Below are 15,047 nucleotides of genomic sequence, written 5' to 3'. Positions count from 1 at the left end.
CGCGCGGCGGATCACGCGCCCTTCATCTCTTGCAGCGTGTTGCCGCCGTCAACCACCAACATGGTGCCGGTGACATAAGAGGCCTCTTCCGAGGCGAGAAAGAGCGCGGCGGCGGCGATTTCGGCGGGGGTGCCGGGGCGGCCAGCGGGGGTGCGTTTTCCGGCCTCGATTTCTTCCGCGCTGCTGGAGGCGGTTTCGATCCAGCCCGGCAGGATGGCGTTGCAGGTGATGCCTTGCCTTCCATATTCCAGCGCGATGGAGCGGGTCATGCCGGTGATGGCGGCCTTGGCTGTTGCATAGGCGGAGGAGCCGTCGATGGTGACGACCGGGCCGGTGACGGAGGAGATGTTGACGATGCGGCCAAAGCCACGGGCGGCCATGCCGGGCAGTGCCGCGCGGCAGCAATGGAAGGTGGTGTTGATGTTCAGCGCCATGTGATGCGCCCAATCGGTATCGGACCAGCCCGCAAGGCGTTGGCGGGGGATGTCGTGTCCGGTCTGGACCATGCCTGCATTGTTCACCAAAAGCTCGACCGGGCCCAGCTTGGCCGTAACCTCGGCAAAGAGCGCGGCCACCTGATCGGGCTTGGTCAGGTCAGCCGTCAGCGACAGGCACCCCAGTTCGCGCCCGCGATCATGGACGCGATCTGAGGTTGCAGTGACGCAGACGCGCGCGCCCGCAGCGATCAGCGAACGGGCGATGGCGAAGCCGATTCCCCCGGCAGAACCCGCTCCGGTGACCAATGCCACACGATCTTTTACCCCTGCCATCCGTTCCTCCTGCCGCTTTTGGCAAGGCTATCATGGGGCGCAGGTTTCAATCCTGCAAGCCGGGCTGCAAATGTGGGCCTTCAACAGGCCGAAAGGTTGGAAAAGGTCAAACACGCGGATGTGCGCGCGGTTTTTCGCATGGGGGTTTCGCTTATTTGCCCACATCCTTATATGGAGGCGCCCGCCCGGCCTGCGCCGAGTCGCGGGACCATTGACGTTTGCAAAGGACACCCCATGGCGCTCTCTGGCCTCTTCTCGTCGGATATGGCGATTGACCTCGGAACCGCGAATACACTGGTCTATATCCGGGGCAAGGGGATCGTTTTGAACGAGCCTTCGGTGGTGGCCTATCACGTCAAGGACGGCAAGAAGCAGGTTCTGGCCGTGGGGGAAGATGCCAAGCTGATGCTGGGCCGGACCCCCGGCACGATCGAGGCGATCCGCCCGATGCGGGATGGGGTTATTGCCGATTTCGACAGTGCGGAAGAGATGATCAAGCATTTCATCCGCAAGGTGCACAAGCGCACGACGTTTTCAAAGCCCAAGATCATCGTCTGCGTGCCGCACGGGGCGACGCCGGTGGAAAAGCGGGCAATCCGCCAGTCGGTTCTGTCGGCAGGTGCACGGCGCGCGGGTCTGATTGCGGAGCCGATTGCGGCGGCGATTGGCGCAGGCATGCCGATCACCGACCCGACGGGGAACATGGTGGTCGATATTGGCGGTGGTACGACCGAAGTGGCCGTCCTGTCGCTGGGTGACATCGTTTATGCGCGGTCGGTCCGCGTCGGCGGCGACCGGATGGACGAGGCGATCATCAGCTATCTGCGCCGCCATCAGAACCTGTTGATCGGGGAATCGACGGCAGAGCGGATCAAGACCAGCATCGGTACGGCGCGGATGCCCGATGACGGGCGCGGCGCTGCGATGCAAATTCGCGGGCGCGACCTGCTGAACGGCGTGCCGAAGGAAACCGAGATCAATCAGGCGCAGGTGGCCGAGGCTTTGGCCGAACCGGTGCAGGCGATTTGTGATGCGGTGATGCAGGCCTTGGAAGCGACGCCCCCGGACCTTGCCGCCGATATCGTTGACCGCGGCGTGATGCTGACCGGTGGCGGTGCGCTGTTGGGCGATCTGGATCTGAGCTTGCGGGAACAGACCGGGCTTTCGATCAGCGTCGCCAACGAGTCACTGAATTGTGTGGCTTTGGGCACTGGCAAGGCGCTGGAATATGAAAAGCAACTGCGTCATGTGATCGACTACGACAGCTGATCCACGGCATCTGATCGGTCTTTACGGGCCGATCCTGTGTCGGGCAGATTGGGACGGCCATGGCAAAGACGCGTACCGACCCCGAAGAGTTTTCGCGCCCGCTGCGTCGGGTGCTGGTTGGCATATTGGTGCTGGTCCTTTTCGGCATTTTCCTTTTGTGGCGGATTGACAGCCCAAGGGTCGAACGGTTCCGGGCAGCGCTGATTGACCGGATCGTACCGTCCTTCGATTGGGCCTTGGTGCCGGTCAGCAAGGCGACCGATATGGTCGACCAGTTCCAAAGCTATGCAAGCCTTTACGAACAGAACCAAGAGTTGCGGCGTGAATTGCAGCAGATGAAGGCTTGGAAAGAAGCCGCGCTGCAACTGGAACAGCAAAACGCGCGGCTGCTGGATTTGAACAAGGTGCGGCTTGACCCGCAATTGACCCATGTGACGGGGCAAGTGCTGGCCGACAGCGGCAGCCCGTTCCGGCAATCTGTCCTGATCAATGTGGGCGAGCGCGATGGCATTCGCGATGGCTGGGCCACGATGGACGGGATCGGCGTGGTGGGCCGGATTTCCGGCGTGGGACAACGGACCAGCCGGGTGATCCTGCTGACTGATACCAACAGCCGTGTGCCTGTGACCGTGCAGCCTTCGGGGCAGAAAGCGCTTTTATCGGGTGATAACTCGACCCTGCCACCGTTGGACTTTCTCGAAGACGCCGACGAAGTGCGACCGGGCGACCGGGTGGTGAGTTCTGGCGATGGCGGCATGTTCCCGGCGGGTCTTTTGGTCGGTCAGGTGGTGATGGGCAATGATCGGCGGCTACGGGTTTCGCTCAGCGCCGATTATCAGCGGCTGGAATTCCTGCGCGTGCTGCGCAGCCATGAACTGGCGCCGATCACCGATGCCGGCGCCCTGATCGCGCCGCCCCTTTTGCCCGATGGGCCGGACACAAGCGACGCGTTGAACACCGATGCCATCCCTGCCCGCGGCACGCAGCCGGATGCGGCGCCCGAGGCCGATGCCACGACCGAAACGGATAGCGGCAATGATTGAACCGGTCCGCTCGGGGGTTTGGCTATACCGGGGCCTGTTCATCGTGATCGCCTTGGTTTTGCTGTTTGCCCGCCTGTTGCCTTTGGGCGATCAGGCGGGAAGCTGGCCGGGGCCCGACATCCTGCTTTGCGTGATTTTCGCCTGGGCCACGCGGCGCCCGGACTACTTGCCGGTTTGGCTCTTGGCGGGGGCCTTGCTGGTTGAGGACATCATTCTGATGCGCCCGCCGGGGCTTTGGACCGCCCTTGTCGTGGTTGCGGTCGAATTCGTCCGGAGCCGGATTGCGCTGACACGCGAGCTGACCTTTACCGTGGAATGGGCCTTGGTGGCAGCGTTGATGGTCTCTTGCCTGTTGGCCTATCGGTTGGTGTTCACGCTTTCGTTCCTGCCGCAGGGCGGATTCGGCTTTGCCATGATGCAGGTTTTGTGGTCCATCCTGTGCTATCCCCTTGTGGTCGGCGCCAGCCGTTTTGCCTTTGACCTTCGCAAGCCTGCGACCGGTGAAGTCGACAGTTATGGACGCCGACTGTGATTGATTGTGACAGCGGGGCCTGAGAGAGAGCCGTGAGACGAAGCCCGAAAGAAACCGATGACGCCGCGCGCGTGACGCATCGCCGGGCCCTGCTTTTGGGCGGGGCGATGACGGCGATGTTTGCGGTTTTGGGCGGGCGGATGCGGTATCTGTCGGTGGAACAGGCCGACCAGTTCAAGCTGCTGGCAGAAGAAAACCGGATTTCCATTCGCCTTATCCCGCCGGCACGCGGGCTGATTCAGGACCGCAATGGCAAGCTGATTGCCGGAAACGAACAGAATTACCGGGTGGTGATTACCCGCGAAGATGCGGGCGACGTGGATGCGGTGCTGACAAAGTTGGCGCATGTCATTCCACTGAGTGCCGAAGATCTGGAACGGACCGCGAAAGAGATGAAGCGGACCTCGCCCTTTGCGCCGGTCACTGTCGCTGACCGCCTGACATGGGATGATCTTTCCAAGGTGGCATTGAATTCGCCCTCTTTGCCCGGGGTGTCCCCTGAGTTCGGGCTGAGCCGCATCTATCCGCGCGATACCGATTTCGCGCATGTGGTGGGCTATGTCGGCCCGGTGTCAGAGCGCGATCTGCAAGCCTTGGAAACCCCGGACCCGCTGTTGACCATTCCCAAATTCCAGATCGGCAAAATCGGGGTCGAGCGCTGGATGGAAGACTATTTGCGCGGTTCTGCCGGAACGCGGCGGATCGAAGTGAATGCCGTGGGCCGCGTGATGCGCGAACTGGAACGGCAAGAGGGCGATCCGGGGGCCGATATCCGGCTGACGATCGACGCCGATGTGCAGAATTTCGTGCAGGCGCGGTTGGGGGACGAATCCGCCGCGGTCGTAGTGATGGACGTGACGAACGGCGATATTATTGCCATCGCCTCGTCACCGTCTTTTGACCCCAACCTGTTTGTGCGCGGGATCAGCCATACCGATTACAATGCGCTGACCGAAAACGACCACCGCCCCTTGGCGAACAAGACCGTCCAAGGCGTCTATCCACCGGGGTCGACTTTCAAGATGGTTACCGCACTGGCCGCGCTGCAAGAGGGCGTGATTGGCGTTGATACAACGGTGCGTTGCCCCGGGCATCTGGAAGTGGGCGGGCGCAAGTTCCACTGCTGGAACCGTGGCGGACATGGCGCGGTGAACCTTGAGAAGTCGCTCGAGCAAAGCTGCGACGTCTTTTATTACGACGTGGCGCAAAAGGTTGGCATCGACAAGATTGCCGAAATGGGCCGCAAGCTTGGCCTTGGCCAACGCCATGACATTCCGATGTCTGCCATTGCCGAGGGCATCATGCCCAACAAGCAGTGGAAGTTGGAGCAGCATAAGCAGGAATGGCGGATCGGGGACACGATCAACGCCTCTATCGGCCAAGGCTATGTGCTGACCTCGCCCCTGCAACTGGCTGTGATGACCGCGCGGCTTGCCACCGGGCGCGCCGTGGTGCCGCGTCTGGTGCGCGCCATCGACGGGCGCGACGTCGAAGTGCCAGTGGCAGAGCCCTTGGGGATCGAGGAATCGGCGCTGCGAAAGATCCGGGCCGGGATGTACGCGGTGGTGAACAGCGAACGCGGCACGGCGAAAGGGTCGCGCATCGTGGAAGAAACCCTTGTCTGGGCGGGCAAGACCGGCACCAGTCAGGTGCGCAACATCACCGCCGCAGAACGCGCGCGGGGGGTTATTTCCAACGATCAATTGCCGTGGAACCGTCGCGACCATGCGCTGTTCGTGGGCTTTGCCCCCTATGACAACCCGCGCTACGCCGTGGCGGTTGTGGTCGAACATGGTGGTGGCGGGTCGACAGCCGCGGCCCCGATCGCCCGCGATGCCATCCTGCGGGCGCTGAGCGACGGGCTGCCGCCGCTTTCGGCCTATCCGGCCTCGCAGCGCAATCGTATCGAATCCATGCTGCAAAAGCTGCCGCTGCGTGATGCCGATGGCCGCGCCCCCGAAGCAACGAAGGCATGAGGCGCGGCGATGAGCTTTCTTGAGTATCGCGTCAAATTCGTCCCCACCGGCTTGCGCAAGGTCTTGTACCTGAACTGGCCGCTGATCGTTCTGGTCACGGCCGTTGCGGCCATCGGCTGGCTGGCGCTTTACTCGATTGCCGGGGGTCGGATGGACATTTGGGCCGGACGGCAGATGAAAATTTATGGCGTCGGTCTGGTGGCGATGTTCTTCATCGCCTTTGTGCCAATCTGGTTCTGGCGCAACCTTAGCCTTCTGGCCTATCTGGTCTCGATTGGGCTTTTGTTGCTGGTCGAATTCTTTGGCTCGATCGGCATGGGCGCCCAGCGCTGGATCGAATTCGGGGGCTTTCGCCTGCAACCCTCGGAACTGATGAAGGTTACGCTGGTGATGATGCTGGCGGCCTATTACGACTGGCTGGACACGAAAAAGGTCTCGCATCCCTTATGGGTCGCCGCCCCTGTTCTGTTGACTGTCATTCCCGTGATCTTGGTGTTGATGCAGCCGAACCTTGGGACGGCCCTGATCATCCTGATGATCGGTGGCGCCGTCATGCTGATGGCTGGGGTCAGCTGGTGGTATTTCGCGGTGGTGATATCAGGCGTCGTCGGCACGGTCTGGGCGGTTTTCGCCAGCCGCGGCACCGAATGGCAACTGTTGCACGACTATCAGTTCCGGCGGATCGACACGTTCCTTGACCCCACCGCCGATCCTTTGGGCGCGGGCTATAACATCATTCAGGCCCAGATTGCGTTGGGTTCCGGAGGCTGGAGCGGCAAGGGCTTTATGCAGGGCACTCAAAGCCGGCTCAATTTCCTGCCCGAAAAAGAGACCGACTTCATCTTCACCGTGCTGGGCGAAGAATTCGGCTTTGTCGGGGCGTTCACGATCCTGATGCTGTATGCACTGATCCTGATTTTCATGTATGTCTCGGCGCTGCAGAACAAAGACCGCTTCTCGACCCTTCTGATCATGGGCATCGCGGTGAACTTCTTCCTCTATCTCGCCATCAACCTGTCGATGGTGATGGGGCTTGCCCCGGTGGTGGGCGTTCCCCTGCCCTTCCTTTCCTATGGCGGATCGGCAATGCTGGTGCTTCTGGTGGCCGTGGGCTTGATTCAAAGCGCCCATATCCACCGCCCCCGCTAATATCCGAGGCCCGCTTATGACCACTGTCCTGTTCGCCGCCCCAAGCCTTTGGGACGAGTATCGCGATGTCTTGCCCAAAGCACTGACCGAGGCCGGAGTAACCGCAGATCTGGTGCTGGAGGCAAGGCCCGAAGAGGTCGATTACATCGTCTATGCGCCCTCGGCGCCGTTGCAGGTTTTCACGCCCTTTACCCGCTGCAAGGCCGTGCTCTCGCTCTGGGCCGGGGTGGAACGCATTGTCGGAAATCAGACCCTGACCCAACCGCTGTGCCGGATGGTCGACCCGGCCTTGGCAGAGGGCATGGTTGAATGGGTCGTGGGTCACAGCCTGCGCCATCATCTGGGCATGGATCGGCATATCGTTAACCCGAACCGGAACTGGGATCCGGCCTGCCCCCCCTTGGCGCGAGAGCGGCCCGTCACGCTGCTGGGCTTGGGCGAACTTGGCACCGCCTGCGCCCGTGCCTTGGCGGCGCTGAACTTCCCCGTGACGGGATGGAGCCGCAGCCCGAAAACCGTGCCCGGCATCCGGTGCCTCTCGGGCGACGAAGGTTTGGACGCCGCCCTGACCGACGCGCAGATCGTCATCACTCTATTGCCGAAAACCCAAGGCACGGAAAACGTCCTGAATGCTCGCACGCTGGCTCTTCCCAGGCGCGGCGCTGTGATCCTGAACCCCGGCCGGGGGGCGCTGATCGACGATGAGGCGCTATTGGCGGCACTGGACAGCGGTCAGATCGGCCATGCGACGCTTGATGTCTTCCGCACCGAACCTTTGCCGAAAGACCACCCGTTCTGGTCCCATCCACAGGTCACCGTCACCCCCCATATTGCCGCTGATACCCGGGCACCTTCCGCCGCACGCGTGATCGCCGAAAACATCCGGCGTGGCGAGGCCGGCGAGCCGTTCCTTCACTTGGTCGACCGCACCCTGGGCTACTAACTCACCTTTATCTTGGCCTGAAATATCCCGGGGGTCAGGGCTTTTGCCGTGCAAAAGCAGGGCAAGGGGGCAGCGCCCCCTTCCCTTACCAAAAGGAATGCGGCCGAAAGGCCGTGCCGACAGATCACGCCAGCGGGGGTAGGCGCGACGCAAAAGCGTCGGGAATGGGATAGACCCCGGTTCGGCCAGAGTCTCTGATGCCAGAAAATTCAGGAAGTCCCCCATGAAATACGCCACCGGAGTTATCCTTGTTCTTGCTGCTGGCGTTCTTTGGTCCTTGATGGGCTTGATGATCCGCCAGATCGAGGTTGCAGGCACTTGGGCGGTCCTGTTCTGGCGCTCGATCGGAGTGATTCCGGTGCTGCTGGCTTTGATCTGGTGGCGCTCGGGCGGGCAGCTTTGGAGCAGGTTGCTTGGCGTTGGCTGGCCGGGGGTCATTGGCGGCATCGGATTGGTGCTGGCCTTTGGCGGCGCGATCTTTGCCATTCAGGCCACCACTGTCGCCAATGCCGTGTTTCTCTTTTCGGCCTCGCCCTTTCTTGCCGCTGTGCTGGGCTGGCTTTTGCTGAAAGAGCCGGTCCGGAGGGCAACGTGGTTTGCCATCCTGCTGGCCGGGGTGGGCATGTATATCATGGTGCGTGAAGGTCTGGCAGCCGGGGCCTTGGCGGGCAATGTTGCGGCCCTGTTGTCGGCACTGGGCTTTGCCGGCTTCACCATTGCGCTGCGCTGGGGAAAGATGGCGGACATGATGCCTGCCGTCGTTCTGGGGGCCCTGTTTTCGATCATCGCTGCAGGGGTGGTTTCAACTGCAATTGGCACGGGCGTCATTGTTCCCGCCAAGGACATCGCCATTTCAATGGCCATGGGCGCGGTGATCCTTGCCTTCGGCATGGCGCTTTACACCACGGGAAGCACCGTGATTCCGGCGGCGGAACTGACGCTTTTGTCGATGGTCGAGGTCTTGTTGGCACCGATTTGGGTTTGGCTGTTTCTGGGAGAGACCGCCAGTTCCGGCACCTTTGTTGGCGGTGCGATCCTGTTGGCCGCCGTCGCTTTTAACGCGCTATCTGGTGCGCGGCGCAAACCTGTGGCGCCCATCATCCCCTAGCGATAGCGGCGGAAGAACCTGCTGCGGTCGTAAAGCGTCTCCAACCGCTTCATCCGCTCTTCGGTGCGGGTCCAGGTCAAGTCCTGAACTGCGGCCAGCAGCGTTTCCACCAACACAAGGATCGACACGGTCGAATCCCATGCGCTTGGCGCCTCGATATCACAGGACAGGGTGAACCGCGCGTGGGCTGCCGCAGGGCTGACCCAACGGTCGGTAATGAGGATCACCTCGGCCCCTTGTTCCACCGCCAGTTCCACCAGTTGCAGGACCGAGTTTTCATAGCGGCGGATGTCAAAGACCAGAAGGACATCGCCTTGCCGCATGTCCAAAAGGGCTGGGGGCCATGTGTTCGACATGTCTGACAACAAGGTCACATCGGGGCGGACAACCTTCATCAGGGTCACGAAATAGTCGGCCATGGCATGGGTGATGCGCCCGCCCATTGCAAATACGCGCCGCCCATTGTCGGCCAACAGCGCCGCGGCGGCGTCAAATTCTGCATGGTCGATCTGGCCGAGCGTGGCCTGAAGGTTGGCCACCACAGCGTCGGCGAACCGGTTCAGCATATGGGTGTCAGGCGCGCCGCCGGCCCAGCGGTCATGCTTGGCGATGGGAGAAACGAGCATGGCCTCGACCTCGCCGCGCAACGCGCCCTGATAATCTGGATAACCTTTGAACCCAAGCTTTTGGCAAAGCCGGACGACCGTCGGCGTCGAGACCTCGGCCGCTTTGGCCAAGGCCGTAATCGACCCCAGTGCCGCGACGGGATAATGCCGCAGAATATGGGTCGCCAACTGGCGTTCGGCCCGTGTCAAATCTGACAGGGCTGCGCGCATCCGGTCTTCGATGGTCGTCGCAATATCCATCCTGAACCCCTTACGGCCTCTCAGACCGACTCGGCCTCGCACAGTTTTCAAGCATCTATAGAAAGCATTCTGCACTGGCTTTAGAAAATTTTGTAACAGAAATTTTTTGTCAGAAAAATTCTTGACAGAATGAGGGGAGACAAGGGACGCTGAAGAAAACAGGGAGATGACTCGCGCCATGTCAGCGCCGGAAAAGGGCACAACGCCTGCCGGAAGCACAGCGTCCTTTCACGCGGTTTTCGAGAACCGCGGGTCGATGGGGCGTATCGTTCTGGTCTGTGAACATGCCTCGCACCACATACCCGCAGCTTGGGCCGAACTGGGCCTGACGGGCGCAGCGCGCATGGCCCACATCGCGTGGGATCCGGGTGCGCTGGATCTGGCGCGCGGCCTGTCAAAGCGGTTGGATGCCTGCCTTGTGCACGCCCCGGTCAGCCGTCTGATCTATGATCTGAACCGTGCCCCCGACCAAGAGGGAGCGATGCCGGCCCGGTCTGAAGTCTACGACATTCCGGGAAATGCCGCGATCACCAAGGAAGAGCGGGCAAAGCGGACACAGGCTGTTTATGTGCCGTTCCATGACGATGTGCATATCGAGATTGCCCGCCGTATGGCGCTTGGTCTGGCACCCGTGATCGTGACCATTCACAGCTTTACGCCGATCTATCATGGCGCCCAGCGCGAGGTAGAGTTCGGGATCATCCACGATGCCGACGACCGTATGGCCAAACTGGTTCTGGCCCATGCACCCGAAGGTCTGCGGTCGATGATGAACGAGCCCTATTCAGCGGAAGATGGCGTCACCCATACCTTGCGTTTGCAGGCCAACCCCTACCGCTTGCCGAATGTCATGCTGGAAGTTCGCAACGATCTGATCGGAACGCAGGACGCGGCCGAGGCGATGGCGGACCGTCTGGCCCCGTGCCTTTCTGCGGCACTAGATGACTTGATGAACGGGAGACCCTGATGCCGCGCGCCGCAATTGCCTTTGTCCGATTGGTGGACAAGATGAATTACGGGGTGGGCAGGTTCGCGATGTACCTGCTGTTCGTCCTGATGGCCATTCTGATGTGGTCGACGATTTCCAAGGCTTTCTTCAACCCGTCGCTCTGGACCCTGGAAATGGCCCAGTTCGTGATGGTGGCCTATTACATTCTGGGCGGGCCTTACGCGATGCAGATGGAAGGCCATGTGCGTATGGACCTGTTTTATGCCAAGCAATCCCCGGTCCGGCGGGCATGGTGGGACGGGTTCACAGTTTTTGCGTTGATGTTTTATCTCTGTGTCATGCTGTACGGCGCAATCGACTCGACGATCTATTCCTTCACTTACAATGAGCGCAGTCCGACCGCGTGGCGGCCTTATATGTGGCCCATCAAGATCGTCTTGTGCGTTGGCTTTACGTTGATGCTGTTGCAGTCCATTTCCGCACTCATCAAAGACATCGCGACGATCCGCGGGGAGACTATCTGATGTCTTACGAGATGATCGCGCTTCTGATGTTCTCGACCATGCTGCTGTTGATGATGACGGGGCAGCGGGTTTTTGCGGTGATCGGCTTCGTCGCGGTGTTCTCGGCCTTGATGCTGTGGGGCACGGGGGGCGAGCGAATGGGCTTTTCCGCCAGCATGAAGCTGATGAAATGGTATCCGCTGCTGTCGCTGCCGATGTTCGTTTTCATGGGCTATGTGATGAGCGAGGCGCGGCTGGCCGATGACCTTTACCGTATGTTCCATATCTGGTTCGGCCGGGTGCGGGGCGGCTTGGCGATCGGGACGATCCTGTTGATGGTTCTGATCTCGGCCATGAACGGGCTTTCGGTTGCGGGCATGGCGATTGGGTCAACGATTGCCCTGCCAGAACTTTTGCGCCGCGGCTACGACAAGCGCATGGTGACTGGTGTTATTCAGGCAGGCTCCAGCCTTGGCATTCTGATCCCGCCCTCGGTCGTTCTGGTGCTTTATGCGATGATCGCACGGGCCCCGGTTTCGGAACTCTGGCTGGCCGGGATTGTTCCCGGGCTGTTGATGGCGGCGCTTTTCATCCTGTTGATCCTGATCCGCTGCCGTGTTCAGCCGGAACTGGGCCCGGCTCTGAGCGACGACGAGCGCGTTTCGATCACGGCTGCCGAAAAGTGGGGGTCGCTGAAGGCCGGTCTTCTGCCCTTTGCCATTTTTGGCGGAATGATGGTGCCCTTTATCTATGGCTATACCTCGCTGGTCGAAAGTTCGGTCGTGGGTGTGGTGATGACTGTTGCAGGTGCGGTGATCAAAGGCCGGATGAACCGTGCGGTTTTCGAAGTGGCGACCCGCAGCACGTTGGGCATTTCGGCCATGTTCATGTGGGTGATCCTTGCCGCCCTTTCCTTTGGCGCGGTGTTTGACGGGCTTGGCGCGGTGAAGGCCGTGGAAAACCTGTTCATCGACCAACTGCATATGGGTCCGTGGACCATCTTGATCCTGATGCAGCTTTCGTTCCTGCTGATGGGCATGTTTCTGGACGATACCGCCATGCTGGTGATCGTTGCGCCGCTTTATGTGCCACTGGTCGCGGGCCTTGATTTTGGGATGCCTCGGGGCGACGTGCTGATCTGGTACGGGGTGCTTTACACGATCACTTGTCAGATCGCCTATCTGACGCCGCCCTTCGGCTATAACCTGTTCCTGATGCGGGCCTTTGCACCGCCAGAGATCACGATGGGCGATATCTATTCCTCGGTCTGGCCCTTTGTGCTGGTGATGGTCGCAGCCTTGGCACTGATCATGATTTTCCCGGAATTGGCGCTTTGGCTGCCCAATATGATCTATCCCTGAGGACCGGACGAACCGGGCCCTTTCCTTGCAACATGGAGGTTTGACGATGACTTCAAGACGTTCTTTCCTGACCAAAGGCGCCCTTGCCGGCGCAGCGACACTCGCGGCTCCTGCCGTTCTGCGGGCGCAAGACGTGATCAAGTGGCGGATGCAGACCTATGCCGGGGCGGCATTGGCCGAAGAAGTGGTGAAACCCGCTGTCGATATGTTCAACCGCATCGCGGCTGGGCAAATGGAGATCGAGCTTTTCACCGCTGATCAGCTGGTGCCGACGGGTGAGTTGTTCCAGGCCATGCAGGCTGGCACGATTGACTGTGTGCAATCGGACGATGACTCGATGGCCTCGCCCACCGAAGTAACCGTGTTCGGCGGCTACTTCCCGCTGGCGCTGCGCTATTCACTGGATGTGCCGGTGTTGTTCAACAAATACGGCCTGAAGCAGATCTGGGAAGAAGAATATGCCAAGGTGGGCGTCAAGCACATCTCGGCCGGATCGTGGGATCCTTGTCACTTCTCGACCAAAGACCCGATCAACAGCCTTGCCGACCTTCAGGGCAAGCGCGTCTTTACCTTCCCGACGGCTGGACGCTTCCTGTCACAGTTCGGCGTGGTGCCGGTCACCCTGCCGTGGGAAGACATCGAGGTTGCGGTACAGACGGGCGAACTGGACGGCATCGCATGGTCGGGCATCACCGAAGTTTACACGGTGGGCTGGTCGAATGTGACCAACTACTTCCTGACGAACAACATCTCGGGCGCTTGGATTGGCCATTTCTTTGCCAATATGGAGCGTTGGAACGCCCTGCCGCCGCATCTGCAGGAACTTCTGGCTGTCTGCTTTGAACAGTCCCACTACTACCGTCAGCACTGGTACTGGGGCGGCGAGGCCGATCTGCGCCTGAACGGCGGCAAGATGCAGCTGACCACGATCCCTGACGAAGAATGGGCAACGGTCGAAGCCGCTGCCGTCAAGTTCTGGGACGAGATTGCCGCAGAATCAGAGACCAAGGCCAAGGTCGTGTCGATCTTCAAGCAATACAACGAGACGATGACCAAGGCGGGCCGTCCGTATCGCTAAGGCATCAGGGCGGGGAAACCCGCTGCAAAAATGGGGGTGCGCCGCGATTGCGCACCCCTGATCTCAATAATATGATCAAATTACAGACTCACCGACGGGGACCAGAAAATGCCGGGCAATCTGACGCTGGAAGAACTCAAAGGCCTTGTGGACAAGGGCGAGATCGACACGGTCGTCGTCGCGGGCATCGACATGCAAGGACGCTTGATGGGCAAGCGGTTTCATGCGCGGTTCTTTGTCGATGGTGGCCATACCGAGACGCATTGCTGCAATTATCTGCTGACCGTTGACATGGAAATGTACACGGTACCGGGCTACAAATCGGCAAGCTGGTCGCAGGGCTATGGCGACTATGTGCTGAAGCCCGACATGGCGACGCTGCGCCGGATTCCGTGGCTGCCTTCAACCGCGTTGGTTCTGGGCGATTATCTGGACCATCATACGCATGAGGAAGTGTCGATTGCGCCGCGCAGCATCCTGAAAAAGCAGGTCGCCCGCGCCCGCGCCATGGGGTTCGAGCCGATGATGGCGACCGAACTGGAATTCTATCTGTTTGAAAACAGCTATGAACAGTTGCGCGATCAGGGCACGGAAAACCTGCGGACCGTGGGCAGCTATAACGAGGATTACCACATCTTCCAGACATCGAAAGAAGAGGATGTGATGCGCGCGATCCGCAACGGTCTTTATGGCGCCGGGATCGTGGTTGAAAACACCAAGGGCGAGGCCGAGACCGGGCAGGCCGAGGTGAACTACAAATATTCCGACGCGCTGGATACCGCTGACAATCACGTCATCATCAAGAACGGTGTCAAGGAAATGGCCCATAATGCGGGCAAGTCCGTGACCTTCATGGCCAAGTATGACCATCGCCGTGCGGGATCATCGGCCCATATCCACCAAAGCCTGTGGACCAAGGACGGCAAGCCTGCCTTTGCCGATCCGTCCGATGTTCATGGCATGTCCGAGGTGATGAAGCATTTCCTTGCAGGCCAATTGGCCCATGCGACCGAAATCACCGCGTTCCTTGCGCCTTATGTCAACAGCTACAAGCGGTTCTGCGTGGGGATGTTTGCCCCCACCAAGGCCGTGTGGAGCGCCGACAACCGCACGGCAGGCTTTCGCGTCTGTGGGGAGCATACGAAGGGCGTACGGGTGGAATGCCGCATTCCGGGCGCCGATGTGAACCCCTATCTCGCCTGTGCTGCGTTGCTGGCCGCAGGCTTGGACGGCATCGAAAAGAAGATGGAATTGGAGCCGGAATTGAAGGGCGACATGTACGCGGCGAAAGAGGCGCGTGAAATCCCGACAACGCTGCGCGCGGCGGCTGAAGCGCTGCATGGTTCGGCCATGCTTCGGGCAGCCTTCGGAGACGATGTGGTGGAACATTACCACCATGCCGCACAGTGGGAAATTTCCGAGACCGACCGCGTGGTGACCGATTTCGAACGTCAGCGGCTTTTGGAGCGGGCGTGAGCCGGCCCCGGATACAACAGTTCA

At 60.5% G+C, this 15,047-nt stretch carries 14 protein-coding genes; 12 read left to right on the top strand and 2 right to left on the bottom strand.

All coding sequences use genetic code 11. The features are described from left to right. Positions 1-11: 11 nt before the first annotated feature. The gene (locus ACSBLW_RS17330) at positions 12-770 is read right to left on the bottom strand and encodes an SDR family NAD(P)-dependent oxidoreductase (protein WP_435257847.1); all 759 of its coding nucleotides are present in this window, start codon (positions 768-770) and stop codon (positions 12-14) included. Positions 771-1,004: 234 nt separating this feature from the next. Between ACSBLW_RS17330 and ACSBLW_RS17325 the strand changes: the two genes are divergently transcribed. The 7 genes from ACSBLW_RS17325 (at position 1,005) to ACSBLW_RS17295 (ending at position 8,790) form a co-directional block, all read left to right on the top strand. Continuing rightward, on the top strand, positions 1,005-2,039 hold the full coding sequence (locus tag ACSBLW_RS17325) for a rod shape-determining protein (RefSeq protein WP_435257846.1): 1,035 nt from the start codon (positions 1,005-1,007) through the stop codon (positions 2,037-2,039). 59 nt (positions 2,040-2,098) lie between these two features. Continuing rightward, positions 2,099-3,082, top strand: a complete 984-nt coding sequence (mreC, locus tag ACSBLW_RS17320) for a rod shape-determining protein MreC (protein ID WP_435257845.1) — start codon at positions 2,099-2,101, stop codon at positions 3,080-3,082. Then, entirely contained in the window at positions 3,075-3,614 is a 540-nt protein-coding gene (locus ACSBLW_RS17315) for a rod shape-determining protein MreD (RefSeq protein ID WP_435257844.1), read from the top strand. Before mreC ends, ACSBLW_RS17315 begins: the two co-directional genes overlap by 8 nt. Before the next feature lie 32 nt (positions 3,615-3,646). After that, positions 3,647-5,590, top strand: coding sequence for a penicillin-binding protein 2 (gene mrdA, locus ACSBLW_RS17310; protein WP_435257843.1), 1,944 nt, complete (start codon positions 3,647-3,649; stop codon positions 5,588-5,590). Between the two features lie 9 nt (positions 5,591-5,599). Further along, positions 5,600-6,739 carry a rod shape-determining protein RodA gene (gene rodA / locus ACSBLW_RS17305; RefSeq protein ID WP_435257842.1) on the top strand — a complete coding sequence of 380 codons (1,140 nt, stop codon included), beginning with the start codon at positions 5,600-5,602 and terminating at the stop codon, positions 6,737-6,739. Positions 6,740-6,755: 16 nt separating this feature from the next. Beyond that, the gene (locus tag ACSBLW_RS17300; protein ID WP_435257841.1) at positions 6,756-7,682 is read left to right on the top strand and encodes a 2-hydroxyacid dehydrogenase; all 927 of its coding nucleotides are present in this window, start codon (positions 6,756-6,758) and stop codon (positions 7,680-7,682) included. 223 nt (positions 7,683-7,905) lie between these two features. After that, positions 7,906-8,790: a DMT family transporter gene (locus ACSBLW_RS17295; RefSeq protein ID WP_435257840.1), complete on the top strand. Its 885-nt coding sequence runs from the start codon at positions 7,906-7,908 to the stop codon at positions 8,788-8,790. On the opposite strand, the gene ACSBLW_RS17290 is transcribed toward ACSBLW_RS17295, so the two are convergent. Then, on the bottom strand, positions 8,787-9,656 hold the full coding sequence (locus tag ACSBLW_RS17290; protein WP_435257839.1) for a MurR/RpiR family transcriptional regulator: 870 nt from the start codon (positions 9,654-9,656) through the stop codon (positions 8,787-8,789). The genes ACSBLW_RS17295 and ACSBLW_RS17290 overlap by 4 nt on opposite strands. A gap of 166 nt (positions 9,657-9,822) precedes the next feature. Here ACSBLW_RS17290 and ACSBLW_RS17285 point away from each other — a divergent pair, with 166 nt between their 5' ends. The 5 genes from ACSBLW_RS17285 to ACSBLW_RS17265 all read left to right on the top strand — a co-directional run bounded on the left by ACSBLW_RS17285 (position 9,823) and on the right by ACSBLW_RS17265 (position 15,023). After that, positions 9,823-10,623 carry an N-formylglutamate amidohydrolase gene (locus ACSBLW_RS17285; protein ID WP_435257838.1) on the top strand — a complete coding sequence of 267 codons (801 nt, stop codon included), beginning with the start codon at positions 9,823-9,825 and terminating at the stop codon, positions 10,621-10,623. Then, entirely contained in the window at positions 10,623-11,129 is a 507-nt protein-coding gene (locus ACSBLW_RS17280) for a TRAP transporter small permease subunit (RefSeq protein WP_435257837.1), read from the top strand. Before ACSBLW_RS17285 ends, ACSBLW_RS17280 begins: the two co-directional genes overlap by 1 nt. Further along, on the top strand, positions 11,129-12,469 hold the full coding sequence (locus tag ACSBLW_RS17275; RefSeq protein WP_435257836.1) for a TRAP transporter large permease: 1,341 nt from the start codon (positions 11,129-11,131) through the stop codon (positions 12,467-12,469). Before ACSBLW_RS17280 ends, ACSBLW_RS17275 begins: the two co-directional genes overlap by 1 nt. A 46-nt stretch (positions 12,470-12,515) precedes the next feature. Continuing rightward, positions 12,516-13,547 carry a TRAP transporter substrate-binding protein gene (locus ACSBLW_RS17270; protein WP_435257835.1) on the top strand — a complete coding sequence of 344 codons (1,032 nt, stop codon included), beginning with the start codon at positions 12,516-12,518 and terminating at the stop codon, positions 13,545-13,547. Positions 13,548-13,655: 108 nt separating this feature from the next. Then, positions 13,656-15,023, top strand: a complete 1,368-nt coding sequence (locus ACSBLW_RS17265; RefSeq protein ID WP_435257834.1) for a glutamine synthetase family protein — start codon at positions 13,656-13,658, stop codon at positions 15,021-15,023. The last annotated feature ends 24 nt before the right edge of the window (positions 15,024-15,047 follow it).

The organism is Thioclava sp. FR2 (genome assembly GCF_051200875.1).
Taxonomy (GTDB): domain Bacteria; phylum Pseudomonadota; class Alphaproteobacteria; order Rhodobacterales; family Rhodobacteraceae; genus Pseudotabrizicola.
The sequence above is the reverse complement of the archived record's forward strand: the minus strand, read 5'-3'. Positions and strand labels throughout refer to the sequence as shown.

Coding starts and splice junctions, on each gene's coding strand:
- ACSBLW_RS17285 (WP_435257838.1), top strand. CDS start 9,823: ATGACTCGCGCCATGTCAGCGCCGGAAAAGGGCACAACGCCTGCCGGA.
- ACSBLW_RS17325 (WP_435257846.1), top strand. CDS start 1,005: ATGGCGCTCTCTGGCCTCTTCTCGTCGGATATGGCGATTGACCTCGGA.
- ACSBLW_RS17265 (WP_435257834.1), top strand. CDS start 13,656: ATGCCGGGCAATCTGACGCTGGAAGAACTCAAAGGCCTTGTGGACAAG.
- ACSBLW_RS17270 (WP_435257835.1), top strand. CDS start 12,516: ATGACTTCAAGACGTTCTTTCCTGACCAAAGGCGCCCTTGCCGGCGCA.
- ACSBLW_RS17300 (WP_435257841.1), top strand. CDS start 6,756: ATGACCACTGTCCTGTTCGCCGCCCCAAGCCTTTGGGACGAGTATCGC.
- rodA (WP_435257842.1), top strand. CDS start 5,600: ATGAGCTTTCTTGAGTATCGCGTCAAATTCGTCCCCACCGGCTTGCGC.
- ACSBLW_RS17330 (WP_435257847.1), bottom strand. CDS start 770: ATGGCAGGGGTAAAAGATCGTGTGGCATTGGTCACCGGAGCGGGTTCT.
- ACSBLW_RS17275 (WP_435257836.1), top strand. CDS start 11,129: ATGTCTTACGAGATGATCGCGCTTCTGATGTTCTCGACCATGCTGCTG.
- ACSBLW_RS17280 (WP_435257837.1), top strand. CDS start 10,623: ATGCCGCGCGCCGCAATTGCCTTTGTCCGATTGGTGGACAAGATGAAT.
- ACSBLW_RS17295 (WP_435257840.1), top strand. CDS start 7,906: ATGAAATACGCCACCGGAGTTATCCTTGTTCTTGCTGCTGGCGTTCTT.
- ACSBLW_RS17315 (WP_435257844.1), top strand. CDS start 3,075: ATGATTGAACCGGTCCGCTCGGGGGTTTGGCTATACCGGGGCCTGTTC.
- ACSBLW_RS17290 (WP_435257839.1), bottom strand. CDS start 9,656: ATGGATATTGCGACGACCATCGAAGACCGGATGCGCGCAGCCCTGTCA.
- mreC (WP_435257845.1), top strand. CDS start 2,099: ATGGCAAAGACGCGTACCGACCCCGAAGAGTTTTCGCGCCCGCTGCGT.